Origin of the sequence: Halorubrum amylolyticum, from assembly GCF_004114995.1 — an archaeon.
Classification (GTDB): domain Archaea; phylum Halobacteriota; class Halobacteria; order Halobacteriales; family Haloferacaceae; genus Halorubrum; species Halorubrum amylolyticum.
In genome coordinates, this window is the sequence record NZ_SDJP01000004.1 from 104,230 (window position 1) to 118,303 (window position 14,074).

16 protein-coding genes and 1 pseudogene are annotated in these 14,074 nt (G+C 53.2%); 11 read left to right on the forward strand and 6 right to left on the reverse strand.

What is annotated here, in order from left to right; genetic code table 11:
* Positions 1-2: 2 nt before the first annotated feature.
* Positions 3-584 (reverse strand): DUF7344 domain-containing protein, encoded by a 582-nt coding sequence (locus ESO89_RS05865; RefSeq protein ID WP_128904680.1) that lies wholly within the window; start codon positions 582-584, stop codon positions 3-5.
* 449 nt (positions 585-1,033) lie between these two features.
* On the opposite strand from ESO89_RS05865, the gene ESO89_RS05870 reads away from it, so the two are divergent.
* The 3 genes from ESO89_RS05870 to ESO89_RS19175 are packed head-to-tail and all read left to right on the forward strand — an operon-like array spanning position 1,034 to position 2,305.
* Positions 1,034-1,579 (forward strand): DUF1102 domain-containing protein, encoded by a 546-nt coding sequence (locus ESO89_RS05870; protein ID WP_128904681.1) that lies wholly within the window; start codon positions 1,034-1,036, stop codon positions 1,577-1,579.
* A gap of 4 nt (positions 1,580-1,583) precedes the next feature.
* Entirely contained in the window at positions 1,584-2,174 is a 591-nt protein-coding gene (locus ESO89_RS05875) for a hypothetical protein (protein ID WP_128904682.1), read from the forward strand.
* A 2-nt stretch (positions 2,175-2,176) separates the two neighbouring features.
* Complete coding sequence (locus ESO89_RS19175; RefSeq protein ID WP_277750257.1) at positions 2,177-2,305, forward strand: hypothetical protein; 129 nt, start codon at positions 2,177-2,179, stop codon at positions 2,303-2,305.
* 487 nt (positions 2,306-2,792) lie between these two features.
* Here ESO89_RS19175 and ESO89_RS05880 read toward each other — a convergent pair whose 3' ends face one another.
* On the reverse strand, positions 2,793-3,572 hold the full coding sequence (locus tag ESO89_RS05880) for a transcriptional regulator TbsP domain-containing protein (protein ID WP_128904683.1): 780 nt from the start codon (positions 3,570-3,572) through the stop codon (positions 2,793-2,795).
* 321 nt (positions 3,573-3,893) lie between these two features.
* On the opposite strand from ESO89_RS05880, the gene ESO89_RS05885 reads away from it, so the two are divergent.
* Positions 3,894-4,175, forward strand: a complete 282-nt coding sequence (locus tag ESO89_RS05885) for a helix-turn-helix transcriptional regulator (protein WP_007992771.1) — start codon at positions 3,894-3,896, stop codon at positions 4,173-4,175.
* A 108-nt stretch (positions 4,176-4,283) separates the two neighbouring features.
* Here the strand turns inward: ESO89_RS05885 and ESO89_RS05890 are convergent, their stop codons facing one another.
* The 3 genes from ESO89_RS05890 to ESO89_RS05900 all read right to left on the reverse strand — a co-directional run bounded on the left by ESO89_RS05890 (position 4,284) and on the right by ESO89_RS05900 (position 6,801).
* On the reverse strand, positions 4,284-4,631 hold the full coding sequence (locus tag ESO89_RS05890) for a MarR family transcriptional regulator (protein WP_128904684.1): 348 nt from the start codon (positions 4,629-4,631) through the stop codon (positions 4,284-4,286).
* A 654-nt stretch (positions 4,632-5,285) separates the two neighbouring features.
* Positions 5,286-6,029, reverse strand: coding sequence for a hypothetical protein (locus ESO89_RS05895; RefSeq protein WP_128904685.1), 744 nt, complete (start codon positions 6,027-6,029; stop codon positions 5,286-5,288).
* The gene (locus ESO89_RS05900; protein ID WP_007992760.1) at positions 6,022-6,801 is read right to left on the reverse strand and encodes a hypothetical protein; all 780 of its coding nucleotides are present in this window, start codon (positions 6,799-6,801) and stop codon (positions 6,022-6,024) included. The genes ESO89_RS05895 and ESO89_RS05900 overlap by 8 nt, the downstream gene beginning before the upstream one ends.
* A gap of 111 nt (positions 6,802-6,912) precedes the next feature.
* Here ESO89_RS05900 and ESO89_RS05905 point away from each other — a divergent pair, with 111 nt between their 5' ends.
* Both ESO89_RS05905 and ESO89_RS18440 read left to right on the forward strand, forming a co-directional pair.
* Positions 6,913-7,692, forward strand: coding sequence for a ParA family protein (locus tag ESO89_RS05905; RefSeq protein ID WP_049897380.1), 780 nt, complete (start codon positions 6,913-6,915; stop codon positions 7,690-7,692).
* Positions 7,685-8,095, forward strand: a complete 411-nt coding sequence (locus tag ESO89_RS18440; RefSeq protein WP_164932747.1) for a hypothetical protein — start codon at positions 7,685-7,687, stop codon at positions 8,093-8,095. The genes ESO89_RS05905 and ESO89_RS18440 overlap by 8 nt, the downstream gene beginning before the upstream one ends.
* Positions 8,096-8,105: 10 nt before the next feature.
* Here the strand turns inward: ESO89_RS18440 and ESO89_RS18445 are convergent, their stop codons facing one another.
* Positions 8,106-8,273 (reverse strand): hypothetical protein, encoded by a 168-nt coding sequence (locus tag ESO89_RS18445; protein WP_164932748.1) that lies wholly within the window; start codon positions 8,271-8,273, stop codon positions 8,106-8,108.
* A 229-nt stretch (positions 8,274-8,502) separates the two neighbouring features.
* Between ESO89_RS18445 and nrdR the strand changes: the two genes are divergently transcribed.
* The 5 genes and pseudogenes from nrdR (at position 8,503) to ESO89_RS18900 (ending at position 14,052) form a co-directional block, all read left to right on the forward strand.
* A complete protein-coding gene (gene nrdR, locus ESO89_RS05915; RefSeq protein WP_128904686.1) occupies positions 8,503-8,991 on the forward strand; it encodes a transcriptional regulator NrdR in 489 nt (162 codons plus the stop codon).
* Positions 8,992-9,124: 133 nt separating this feature from the next.
* Positions 9,125-10,135 (forward strand): ribonucleotide-diphosphate reductase subunit beta, encoded by a 1,011-nt coding sequence (locus tag ESO89_RS05920; protein WP_128904687.1) that lies wholly within the window; start codon positions 9,125-9,127, stop codon positions 10,133-10,135.
* A gap of 2 nt (positions 10,136-10,137) precedes the next feature.
* Positions 10,138-11,832, forward strand: a complete 1,695-nt coding sequence (locus tag ESO89_RS05925; protein ID WP_128904688.1) for a ribonucleoside-diphosphate reductase subunit alpha — start codon at positions 10,138-10,140, stop codon at positions 11,830-11,832.
* Between the two features lie 83 nt (positions 11,833-11,915).
* Positions 11,916-12,262, forward strand: a pseudogene (locus ESO89_RS19355) (ribonucleotide-diphosphate reductase subunit beta); the annotation flags it as partial.
* A gap of 113 nt (positions 12,263-12,375) precedes the next feature.
* Positions 12,376-14,052 carry a transposase gene (locus ESO89_RS18900; protein WP_128904689.1) on the forward strand — a complete coding sequence of 559 codons (1,677 nt, stop codon included), beginning with the start codon at positions 12,376-12,378 and terminating at the stop codon, positions 14,050-14,052.
* Positions 14,053-14,074 lie beyond the last annotated feature (22 nt).

Genomic DNA, 14,074 nt, shown 5'->3' on the forward strand with positions numbered 1-14,074 from the left:
TCTCACTTATAGAGTTCGGGTGGCTTCTCCGTATTGCCGAGTCGGGTACGCCGGCCGACAATGTGATGAACAACTGACGACATCCCGAAGGCAGTGACTGTGAAGATGCCCACTTCAAGCGGCTCGAGTGCGCCGAATATTGGTGCCTCAACTGCGACTGCGAGCAGGAGAGTGATCGCGACACCCGCGAGCCCGACGTAGTAGAGACTCCACGGGATCTCCTTGCTGCTGAGAGCTTCAATATAAATATCGAGGCTTTCCAGCTGGGGTGTGGGACGAACCATATTCTCTTCTTTGTCGATAGTCACGATGTTCTTTTTTTCTAGATTTGGTAGGTGGGTTCGCTGGAGCGTACTGTATACGCTTCGCTGTTTTTCGTAATCGACTTCCTCCAAGTCCACGCCAATTTCCCAGGCAGTGATGTACGCTGAGAGTTCAGAGATCTCGACCGGCCCTTCTCTACGTTTAAGCGCATGGATCACGAACCGTCGCCGACGGTTCGACAGGACGTCATATATTTCGTCATCAGACAGTTCACCTTTGTTTGAGTTCGATGTGTTCGCCGTTGTGGTGATCGGTAGCATTGAATCATCCCCTCTTTGTCTGCTGGCTAAGGTATCCCAAACCCAACCTCTCGAGTGACAATTGCATTCTGAGTGAGCAGATACTATAAATAGATGTGATAGTTCATCTGTTAATGTTTTTATTATGGTATTTTCTGCCCTTCCTCGTTGGTTGTGAAGGCCACGATTGAAGCGTCACAGGATCACTCTCGAGTCTTCAGGCTGTCCTCAACCCGTCCGAAACGACATCCTGAATACTGCGAGATAGCGGATATTCTCTTCAAGCACTGCTTGATGTCCACAACAAGACGTGCTTGAACTATATCGAGTCGAGCATTCGATCCATCGAGCGCTCCACGATTTGGCCTCGAGGATCTCATAACGAAGTAGGTCCCTCCCCATGCCCTATTCGAGTACTTCCGACCCAAACGGTGGGATTCGGAGGTACTAGAACACAGGTGAGATACGACATGGAACGTCGCAAATTCGTGATCGGTCTGGGTGCACTGGCTTCTGGAAGCGCAGCTGCTGTGGGTACGGGTGCGTTTACAAGCGTGACGGCCACGCGTGACATTGACGTTGAAGTTGCCGATGACGCTTCCGCCTACCTTCGACTCCAAGGAACTGGCGGCGCAAATTCGGATTACGTGACTGATGATGGGGATGGTGGAACGCTGGCGATCAGCCTAGATAGTGGTAACAGTAGTGACGTTGGCGATGGTGGCGGTGAAGGGGTCAATCCTGATGCTGTGACGAAGATTGATAATCTGTTCGACATTGAGAATCAGGGAACCCAGGAGGTTGATGTCTCCATCACTAAGACTGGAGATAACAGTGACTTGGTGACCTTCCACCCGGGCGGCTACAGTAATTCTGCGCTCTCCAGTTCCGCTAAGACGCTCGGTACGGGGGGCGACACTGCGATCTACGTCAAGGTCGATACGGAAGACGAAGGAGTCTCGGACGGGGATGAACTGCTCGACAGCGTGACGTTCACCGCGGAAGCTACGTCGTAGACCAATGGAACGAAGAAATTTCGTACTGGGTCTCGGCGCACTTGCGGCCGGCAGCGGTGCTGCGGTTGGTACCGGTGCGTTCAGCAGCGTCGAAGCGCAGCGGGATATCGGTATCTCGGTGGCCGGTGACGCCGATTCATACCTGGCCATTGAGCCGGGTACGGAAAACGGTGAGTACCTCACCGGCGCCGACACGTCCGCAGCGGCACTCGATTTCACGTCGAATAACTCACAAGTCACAGGCGACGGAAACGGGCTCAACGCGAACGCGCTGTCAACGTTCGCAGACGTGTTCAGTGTTCGGAATCAGGGGACGCAAGATGTTGAGTTGAGAGTTACTCCATTGGTGTATACCGACGTTGATGCGAGCTGGTTTGGTGGTGTCGAGGCTGTCCTCGCGGTATTCCTCGTACCAGTGAATCCAGATAATATTGAAGTGGATCTCCAATTTTTAGATCTCGACCTAATCAGTGTCAAAGATCTAACTCCAGGTGACGAACTGGAATTTGGAATGGCTGCAATCGCATTCCCCGAAGAGTCGATCGATTCGTCCAGTATCAGTGAAGAACTCGAAATCACTGCGGAGGAGGTGTGACAATGGCCGAAGAATACAATCCAACTCTGAGCGCGTACGAAAATGTCTTTGGGAGTACAATTAACCTAGGCCCAGTAGATATAACTGAAGAGGAAATGGACGCCGCTCTCAAAGAACTCCATAACGGCTGAGTGTTAAAGCCGTCTACCGCATTTTTGCCGGACGTCGTTATCAATCACGTACTCAATATTCTACCTAGGATGGACAGTGAGATCCTGTCTGTGAGTCCGTCGAGTGCTGTCACATTCTTGCGCCCCCTGTACGTAGTCTTCAATCAATTTGAGATGAACAAACTGTCTACAGCAACGTCTCCAGTATGCGGTGTTTCGATCGTTTCCTCAAGACGACTGAATATCATGTCTGAGGACAAAATCCGGGTAGTTGGCAAGCACCACCTGAGTTATGGCCCCCGCAAAATAGAATTGACTCGCAGTGCTGTGTCTGTAGCTTCTGTAATCGAATCGGTCTCTGATATTATTGACTCAAACTCAACTAGTCCGAGAGACCTAGATAAATAGGGTGGTCCAGAACTGTGGAACCACACTCCCCGATCCGGCTGGCATCGGCCCCAACACGGTCGGCCATGTTCAATCGATACGGATCTGACCGAGTCGCTGATTACATCTGTGAGGTGATCTCGCTGGAGAGTGTTTTGAGATCAGCGTTAGCGATCTGATCAGATGCGATGAGTCGAAGGCGCGGGCGACCGATGTCGATCGGGACCTTTTCTGTGTCGATCAGGTCGGCGTCCTCGAGTGCTGATTTGGTTCGGGAGTACGTTGCCTTTGAAGCAATGCCGACCTCTTCGCCCCATTTCGAGATATCGTAGAGAAGGACCTCATTCCGTGCAGCGAGGAGGAGGGTGACCTCAACGATATCGAGGTATCCGGTCGTGTTAGATATCTCGTCAGCGTTGGATAGCACTTCGTCGAGGTCGTCTGCGATATCATCACCAATGTCTTCTCGAAGTGTTTGCTTTACCTTCGAGATTGCCGGCGTCCGGAGACGGTAGCTCTCGGCGTCCTCGAAATGAGACTTGAAAGTGGAGTACAGGGATGAGGAAAGGTCGTGATCCGAAGACGATACACTGTGCCCGCCCATGAGGGGCACAACTATCTCAGATTCAGTTGCTAAGATGGTATTCTGGACTGGGTCGGTGAGCGTTCGAATGTCAAGTTGGTCCTGCTCAACTAGTTCGGCAATCTTCGACGCGGTGATAAAGTTGTAGAGTGCGTCCTTGATCTCGTCGCTTTCCGCGAGTAGGTGAATCTCTGGGTGATCCTCAGCTGCTGTCAACTCTTCTGTGAGAGATGCGATCTGTCTTGAGTGAGGATTGAGATACAGTACTGGTTCTTCTCCATCAGGAAGCAGCTGAACGCTAGCGTGTTGTTGGCTCATATTTATATAATTTACAGAGGCGCACTTAGTAGATTTGGAATCTGATAGTTGTTGAGAAAACACAGTCTGTTCAAATGACGAATACAGAAATAGATGGTGCGCTCTTATGTAGTTCATTGTTGATGGACTGCGGTCTAGCGATTTGCGGTTGCGTGAATTAACTCGAGAGTCCACGGTAGAGGTGTTTAGAAGAGCAATTAGCGCTCCCAACCAGCTAGTGATGACAACCACAATTTCCTACCGGAGAACGATCAAAATCATTGAGAATTCCGTCAGAGTCAGATCAGTAGTATTTCAAAACTTGAATACGAAAATTACGACATGTACGACCTCACTGGCTTTCAGCGAGACCTGCTGTACGTAATTGCCGGCCTCGATGACCCTCACGGGCTTGCGATTAAAGACGAACTTGAGGACTACTACGAAAAGGAGATCCACCATGGTCGGCTCTATCCGAATCTCGACACGCTTGTTGAGAAGGGACTTGTCGAGAAAAGTCAGCGTGATCGACGAACCAACGAGTACACCATGACCCGCCGAGGCACCAGAGAGATTGAGGCGCGGGCCGAATGGGAAGCCGAGTATATTGACCACGACGGCTGACTGAACTGCCGCACTCGAGGACAGTTCGATCCCGAAAATTCACAGACACTTCGCGTGAGCTCCACTCAGAACCTCTAGTATCTGGACTATTTGGTCTGAGAGACAGTGCTACAGTATCGATTCCACTTGGTCTTCCCACCCTTCCTCACTATATACATCATCATCCGGGGCATTTTCGAACAGCCGTACCACAGCATCAATCGATTCGAGTCTGTGTTTGAGTTCTGTTGCGCGCTCTGGGTCGACGTAGTAAGTGTTCTCAGAATGGCAGATGAGCTGGTGTTCGAGTAGGTTCTCCATCGTTTCGGAGATGTCACCCTCCCTCACACTCGTCTGCTCGACGATGTTACGTGAAGTAAAGCTCTCGCCGCTGTTCCGGACGAGAAAGCTGAGGATAGTATGCTCGTCAGTATCTGGAAGCACTGGAAACGGTGTGTCGTTACTGGATTCACCCATAATTAGTTGCGTTTTACACTAGGGGTTCGCCAACCTTCGACTACTGCTTCGTAGAATGGACAGCCACCAAGTCCTCCCGCTTGATTGTTGAGTACCATATCCCGATCGGTTACAGCTTTTAGGGGAATGAGGGGAGCGTGTGACACTGCTCGGAGCTGGACCGTCCTCAGCGAAGTCTGCTCCGCCCCTCTGTAGCGATATAACTAGCCATCCTCCTTATACTTCAGGTAGACAAAATGAAAGCAGAGCAATTCGCACTAAGCGTGTTGGGTTCATTGTGGGCACTATCTGAGCCACCGGTATACCATACTATGGCCCTGTGAGTGGGTGAATGAGTGTCCCACGTAGTCTGGACGGAACATGCGAGGATGGGCAAGGCACCCTCAGCGACTTTGCGTCGCTACAGTTCGTATTTGATGAATTCCCAGGGTCGCCAAAATACGAGAATTACAAACAAGATGAATACAGTGACCCCAAATATAGCTGCGGCTGGCTGGTATTCGTGTAGAGCGATTATATCTGATATTGAAAGACCTGTATAAACTGCCACAATAACCGCAACAGCTTCGATGAGCTGGTTTTTTAGTGTTCTCAGCTCAGGTTGTTTGTTTGCTTCAAGCTCTAGAAATCGCTCGTAAAGAGACATTTATCGGGTTATTTGAGTTTATACCACGTTGTCGCCGATGCAACTCCTACAACGGCTAGGAAGGCGAGCAGTGCTCCAAATAGGACCCCACCAATTGTTCCCTGCGTATAGAACGTCCAGAACAGCGCTATGAAGAGTATCGACGTAACCGCAGCTCGCAGGCTAAAAGAGGCAAAGCTCGGGTATGGCGGATTGACACCCGAATTGCTGCCTGCTGGCTGCCCCATATCTTCAATATACGCCTCCAGCTCCCTAACTCTTCCCGCTATATCTGAGCGGAATGAATTGAATTCTGTTTCGACTTCTGCTACTGTTCTTTGAACTGTGTCTAAGTTCTCACTCAGTTCTTCTATAGAATTATTGGTATTAGTGACATCTGCCAATCTTCGACTTAGTTCACTCTGTGTCGTCTCTATTTGACTCAGTTCTTCTTCTAATTGGTTCACTTGCTCAGTTGTATAGTACAATTGCTGCCGGTTTGCTTGAAGAAGCCTATCTACCGTCTCAAAATCAAGATCTATTTGGGCCTCACCGCTCCGTTTTGGCGACCATCTACGCGAGTCTGCTGGATGCTGTCGGCCACTGGTTTGAATTGTAAATTCGTCTTCTGGGGGATCTTCCTCAGCCACTTGGGCTTCAGTTATATTATTAGGGCTCCCACGGGTGCTATCTCCTGGAAGCGTATTTTGAAACGGTTTGTTTTCTGTACCATCAGAGCTGCTGATGAATGAGGGTGGTGCTGGTTCACTCATTGTCTGGGTCTCTTTCTTCGGCACCTTCCAATAACTCCTCAACAATCTCTTCTCTGTCCTCCATTTCTATGTCCATTCCTGACTGCTTAACCGCTTCTTCAATAGCAATCATCTGCCCTCGCACTTGTTTGAAATATTCAGGGTTGATCACCTTGTCTGGTTGTTCGAATGCGATCTCTATCGCATCCATCATCTCGCTCAAAAAGTGTTCAATTAAAACCCAATCTGAGTGAGCGGATGAGTCAATATTGACGTCACGCTGTCTATCTATCGTGAAGGTGTGTGTATGTTTTAATGTGCCCTCTTTTATGACTCGCTCAGTTTGGATGAAACTCCACCAGTCTTTCCCTTGTGTATTATGAAAGTTCATACGCTGCATATCCGGACCGTAGTCGAGAATTGAATCAATTAGGAAATGCTGTATCCCAGATGACCCATCGTATTCCGCGAGTTCCTCAACGAACTCGGCGTTCATCAAAATCAGACTGTGAATATAGGCTATGATCGCACGATTAAGTGATTCCCAATCGTCTTCACCGTAGTCGCTGGTCTCCTCGGTTCCGGTGATTGCGATTACTATATTGGTGTGTAGTCTCCCAGGCACATTCTGCATTTCATAATTTTCAAGCGCTGATTCTACCGCTTTCTCTATCTGCTTATCTCGCTGTATGAACAGCTCTTGATGCTTCACCAGAGCTTCTAGATTTTCAGCGGGATCGGAGGTTTCCAACGGTGTATATGATAGGTTGCGTTCGTCCGTCTCATTGACCATGGTTGGCGGTATATTCGAGGATAGGTCAATCTTTGGACGTTTGTAATCAAGCGTCTGACGCACCATTAAGGCTCTCCGACATCTTTCCCCTCTTTGAGGACAAAGACATCTATGAGGATCGGAGTCACCAACCAGAAAGGAGGTGCCGGGAAGACGACCACGACACTGAATGTTGCCGGCGCGCTGAACCAGCGCGGCCACGACGTGCTCGTCATCGACCTCGACCCGCAAGGCCACGCGACCGAGGGGCTCGGTTTCGAGGATCTCTATGACGATCCCGACCGCGACTCGCTGTTCGACGTCCTCCCAGATATCGACCGGATGGACGACCTGGAGCAACTAGTCGTCGAGCACCAGGAGGTCGACGTCGTCCCGAGCCACGAGCGCATGATCAACGCCGAAGATGAGCTCGCGAACGTGATGAAGCGCGAGGAGCGACTCAACATGCTCCTCGACGAGAGCGGCGCCAACCAGCGTTGGGACTTCGTTCTCGTCGACTGCCCGCCGAACCTCGGCGTGCTCACCGACAACGCGATCGTCGCGACGGGGAACGTCCTGATCCCCGCGCAGGCGAAGTCGACCAGCATCCGCGCGATCGAACTCCTGTTCAAGCAGCTCCGGAGCATCGAATCCGCGTTCGGCGCCGTCGACGAGGTCGCACTCGTCGCGAACGAGGTCGGCGTCGATGGCGAGGCCGAGGAGATGATGGAGTGGTTCAAAGATGTCTTTGAGGACAGAGAGAATTGCGAGGTCTTTGAGATAAGAAAACGAGTCGCTCTCCAGCGTGCGTGGAACGCCGGTGTGTCCATTTTCGAGCACGACGAGGATAGCGACATGGAGTCGGTCTACTTGGAGGTCGCCGAGCATCTGGAGGACTACCCTCATGACTGACGGTGACGGTAAGCGGGACCGGAACCCCTGGGATGATCGCTATGACCGCGACGATGACGACGATGATCGCGACGATGCCGCCCTCGAGGGCGCGTCGTCAACCTCGGAAACATCGGATATATCAAAGACCTCAAAGAGAGAAAAGACAACAGAGATGGCTAAGAGCGAAAAGACCGCAGAGAGCGAAGAGAGCAGCGGAACTGTCCGGGAGCGGAAGAACGTGAACATGTACTTGCCAGAGGGTCTCGTCGACGACCTCCAGTTACGGTACTCGGAGCTGAACGTTGAGTGGCGGCGCCGTCACGGCGAGGACATGCCGAAGAACGAGGAGTTCTACCCAGCAGCGATTCGGTCGGCGCTGGGAGAGTCGTCGATCGAGGAAGAGCTCGGCCTCGAGGAGTAGTTGCTGCGGCTCAGAAGTCGATCTGGTCTGCCATCCATTTTTCGACCGCTTTTTCAACTTTCGTATACTGGCGCATGAAGCTGTGAGAAAATAGTTCTTCGAATTCGATCTCGTTTTCCCCATCGACTAATTCTAGCGAGTCCTCAAGATCGTCGAAGCCGCTCGTGTCAAAACCCATGTATGTCACGTTCTGTCACAAGAATAAAAATCCTGCGCCGCAGAAGTTGAGACTGGTGTTCTCAATGCATATGATCCCAATCATCCACCCCACCAATCAATTTTAATTGTACTACATCAATTCTATTGGGGAAGTTTTATGTGACAGCCTTCACCACCAGATATTGCGGTCAAAATCGAGAGACACCACATATGGGGTTAAGATCCTAGAGGATTAAGCAGTGACAACTATGAACTGCCCGGACTGCGGGAACGAGCGAACACGCGTCATCGATACAGGGACCAGTGCTGACGGAACCTCCGTCCGACGGCGCCGCGAGTGTCAACGCTGTTCGTTCCGCTTTACGACCTACGAACGTCCGGAGTGGGAGTCCCTCCAAGTGAAAAAACGCGACGGAACCATCGAATCGTTCGACCGACAGAAACTCCGCGCAGGGATCGAGCGAGCCGTTGAGAAGCGGGATGTAACCGAGACAACAGTGACTGCTCTCGTCGACGATATCGAGAGCGAACTGCAAGGTCGAGAGGCACGTATCGTCTCTTCGAGTCTCATCGGCGAACTCGTCTCTGAGAACCTCCGCACGCTCGATAAGGTAGCCTACATTCGATTTGTCTCCGTTTACAAAGCATTCTCTGAGCCGCAGGAATTCCTGAGAGAACTTGATGCAGTCTTGGATGCAGAACTTGATGACTTCGAAGCCTCGAACAGCTCACTATGACACAAACATACGCAGATCAAACGAATGTTCGGTCAATTCTTGACCGGGCGAGCATGGCCCACGTCCAGACGTACAGAGAACGACGGAAACAGAAACCAACCAACAGAGGACGATTCCTCCGGAGTACGTGCCAATGACTGAAAACAAAACCACAGGCGGAGATCCGGAGACCGACATCTTCTCCGAACGAACGCAGCTCAAACCGTACGAGTACCCCGACGTCCTCGAGTACAAAGACGCGATACGGAACAGCTACTGGGTTCACACGGAGTTCAACTTCTCGGGAGACGTGCAGGACTTCAAGGTCAACACGACTCCGGCCGAAAAGACCGTCATCAAGCGGACGATGCTGGCCATCGCGCAGATCGAGGTCCAGGTCAAGACCTTCTGGGCAGAAATCTACGACGAGATGCCCAAAGCGGAGGTTGGGAACGTCGGCATGACCTTCGCCGAGAGCGAGGTCAGACACATGGACGCGTACAGCCACCTCCTCGACATCCTGGGGATCACGGAGGACTTCGAGGAGGTGACCGACGTCCCCGCAATCGAGGAGCGGATCGACTACCTCGACGAGTACCTCGAGAAGAGCGAGAGCGACGACACACAGGAGTACGTGATGAGTCTCCTGCTGTTCTCCACGTTCGTCGAGCACGTCTCGCTGTTCTCGCAGTTCCTCATCATGACGAGCTTCGACAAACACGAAAAGAAGTTCAAGGGAATCGCGAACGCCGTCGAAGCGACCAGCAAGGAGGAGCAGATTCACGGACTGTTCGGTGTCGAACTCGTAGAGATGATTCGCGAGGAGAATCCGGATCTCTTCGACGAGGACTTCGAAGAAGAGGTCCAAGCGGCCTGTCAGCAGGCGTTTGAGGCAGAGATGAAGATACTGGACTGGATCTTCGGTGAGGGCGAACTGGAGTTTCTTCCCCGGGCGCACGTCGACGCGTTCCTGCGGGACCGGTTCAACCAGAGCCTCGAGAACGTCGGTGTCGAGCCGATATTCGACCCGGACGATGACCTGCTCGAGGAGACACGGTGGTTCGACGAGGACATCATGATGACGAAGGACAACGACTTCTTCAGCAAGCGGTCGACCACGTACAACAAACACGCACAGAGCATCACCGCGGAGGACATGTTCTAACGATGGCACAAACAGAACCAGCACTCGACGAGGTCAACCAGCAGCACGAGGAACCGTTCTACTGGCTGAACGAGGACAGCCGAGCGTTCCTCGACGAGGGGTACCTGATCGAGGGTGTCACGGCCGAGGAGCGTGTCAGGGAGATCGCGGAGCGGGCCGAGGAGATCCTGGACGACGACGGCTTCGCGGACAAGTTCTACGACTACATGAGTCGGGGCTTCTACAGCCTCGCGAGTCCGGTGTGGTCGAACTTCGGTCTGGACCGAGGCCTGCCCATCAGCTGCTTCGGTAGCTACATGGAGGACAACATGGAGAGCATCCTCTACACGCAGGCCGAAGTAGGCGAGATGACCAAGCTGGGCGGCGGGACCAGCGGGTACTTCGGCGAGATCCGGCCCCGAGGCAGCCCGATCACGAACAACGGCAAGAGCAACGGAAGCTACAGCTTCACCGAGCTGTTCGACACGATCATCAACGTCGTCAGCCAGGGCGAGACGCGGCGCGGCCAGTTCGCGGGGTACATAGACGTTGAACACGACGACCTGGACGAGTGGCTCAACATCAAGACCGAGGGCGACCCCGTACAGGACATCTACTACGGCGTTATCATCGGTGACGACTGGTTCCGGGCGATGGTCGACGGCGACGAGGAGAAGCGAGAGACGTGGGCAGAAATCATTGAGGCGCGGATCAACATCGGTGTCCCGTACATCATTTTCCGGGACAACATGAACGAAGGTAAGCCACAGGTCTACAAGGACAAGGGCTACGAAATCAATGCCTCCAACCTGTGTACCGAGATTGCACTGCCAGCCACGCCAGATGAGAGTTTCGTCTGTTGTCTCTCATCGATGAATGCGCTCCACTATGACGAGTGGAAGGATACCGACGCAGTGGAAACGCTGACGCGGTTCCTTGATACCGTCATGGAGGAGTTTATTCAAGAGGCGGAGGGGACGCAGTTCATGGATCGCCCGGTGCGGTTTGCGAAACGGCACAGGGCGATCGGCATCGGCGTCCTCGGCTGGCACAGCTACCTCCAGAGCGAGATGATTCCGTTCGACAGCATGGAGGCGATGGAGAAAAACGAGGCAATCTTCCGCACCATCAAGGAGCGAAGTTACGAGGAGAGTCGTCGGCTCGCCGACGAGTTCGGCGAGCCGGAGGTGCTCGAGGGCTACGGTCGCCGGAACGCGACGACGATGAGCGTGGCCCCGACGAAATCCAGCAGTGTCATTTTGGGGCAGGTCAGTCCGAGCATCGAACCGCTGAAATCGAATTACTTCGTCCGCGACGGTGCGAAGCTGAAATCGACGCAGAAGAACCGGTTCCTCGAGGCGATACTGAAACAGCGAGGCAGAGACGAACGCGAGGTCTGGGACAGCATCGCACAGAACGACGGGAGCGTGCAACACCTCGACTGCCTGACCGACGAGGAGAAGGAGGTGTTCAAGACCTTCGCCGAGATCCCACAGATGGCGATCATCAACCAGGCAGCGCAGCGGCAGAAACACATCGATCAGGCACAGAGTCTGAACGTCTCGATCGATCCGAGCGAAGTGAGCGTCAAGGAGATAAACCAGCTCTACATCGAGGCTTGGAAGAAAGGGGTGAAGAGTCTCTACTACCAACACAGCGTGAACGCCGCACAGAAGTTCAGCCGAGACATCCTCGAATGCAAGGCCTGTGAGAGCTGATCCCCCATCGGCCGGTATGATAGAGTGGTCCATGTAAACTACGCCACCCTACCCCTCGGCGTATGCGTGCCTCGGTCCTTGACGGCTTAGGCGTGGATCTCATCAAACAGATTTGGTCGGAGAATCCCAACGTGTGGACCGACGAGTTCGGCGACGAAGTAGTCGACCTGATTACCGAAACGGTCGAGTTAGAGAGAATTACACCTACGAGGCGTGTCCTGACGAAATACTTGGCATGAGTGCCGAGCAGTTCGCCGAGGACGTCGAACACATCACCGACCGGCGCCTTGGACAACTCAACTTACCGGACCAGTACGGGACTGACAATCCGTTCCCGTGGATGTCCGAGTAAGTCAACCTGAACAAGGAAGAGAATCCCTTCGAGACGCAGGTGACCGAATACCAGAGCGGGGGTAGCCTCAATTGGTAACATCCGACCGCGTTCCGCATAGCAACGTGGTCCCCTAGCTGTCTTCGAAGCATGGCTGTACCTCCTGACCGAGGAGACCTTACAGCGTCTCTCGGACGGATTATTCTCGACTAATGTCATCAACAGAGCAATCACGACAGGATGTCTTTCGGACTATCGCACAGTTACAGCACGTCGAGTGGCCTGCATACGGGTCGACACCACTATACGACCGGAGTTCAGTATCCGCTCTCCAATCGGACATTCGAACCGTCGCTAGAGTCTGGTTCGATCACGACGCCCACGAGTCGATTGCGGAGTTCATATGTCAGTATCCGCTGAAATACGTCGATTTCGAACCGCATGACGAGTATTTTGGCTCTACGCGGTATCAGATGCCGCAGTTGGTGCGGTTGTTCTTGCTCAAAGAGATTCACGGCTGGGACCACGAAACGGCACTTTTGACGTTCCTCCAACAGCGACCGGCACTTCGACGAGACCTCGGTTTTGAGCGTATGCCGAATCAATCGACGGTATGGCGCAGTTGGCACGAGCGGTTCTCTGTCGACCTACGCGAGGCCGTCCAAACGGCAGCTCGAACGATCTTGATCAAGGCCCAGAATGCGGGTATCGAGATTCCACGAGAACTAGAGCGGAAGCTCAGCTATCGGAACGATAATGAAGACGACTCAGTACCGGACGATCGGACCGTTCTGGAGCGGACAAAGAAAATCACCGACCACGTCAGTCGCATCATCTTCCCAGCATTCTCGCTGGATCGTAGAGACGGCTGTGAGATCCACGAGAACGCATACTGGAACTTACAAACGTATCTCGGACTTCGCGAGCGGCTGGCTGCGAACGAAGGAGCCCGCAGTTACATTCATGAGTCAACGCGGGATCGAACACCACTCGGACACGCCCACCGCAGCCACATTCGCGATCTCTCTATCGAGCAGACTCGCGAGATGTACCGACAGGCGATCCGGCACCTCATCGACGAGATTGCAGAGACAGAGGAGTTCTTCCGCGCAGGCATCGTCGCAATCGATATCACCGAAGCCGATCCTTTCACCGGCGACAGGACCGGGCACGAGGACGAGATCATCGGGACAAAAGAGAACACCGAGGAGTACGCCTACCAATGGGCGACGGTCCAGTTGGTTGGCAATGCCGTCCCAATCGTACTGGACGCGCGCCCCGTCCGAAAGGGGGAGACACGACTGGAAATCGTTGAGGATCTGCTTGACTCCGCCGAAGAGCTCGTTCACGTCGATAACGTCTTGATGGATCGGGAGTTCGATAGTCAGCACGTTCTGGAGATGATCAGTCAGCGTGGACTCTCGTACGTCGTTCCGAAGCGGATGCAGACCAGCGAGAAGGCTCAGGCGAAGCGATTGCTCCAGCGTGACCAGGACCGATATGAAACCGATCGCAAGCTCCATCTCGGCAAGAACGAATGGCACGAGACGACGCTGATCTACCGGCGGAAAGAGGACTTCGAGCACGACGATCACCGGCAGTACTCGGTGTTTATGACGAATCGAGGGAGCGGGCACCTCACAGAGTACGACTACCGGTGGGAGATCGAGAGTGGGTACAAGTCGATCAAGCGGTTCATGGCCGCCACGACGTCGAAGCACTTCGGGTTGCGGTTCTTCTACTTCGCGTTCGCCTGTTTGTTGTACTCGATTTGGCGAGCAGTGGATTTGCTTGTGCAGGTTGAGTTGACTGGCGAATACGAACACTCGCCAATCGTGACCGCAGATAACACGCTCACGCTGTTGAAGAAGGAGACTGGAATTGGGTAGACAGCTGCTCAAACCACCAGAA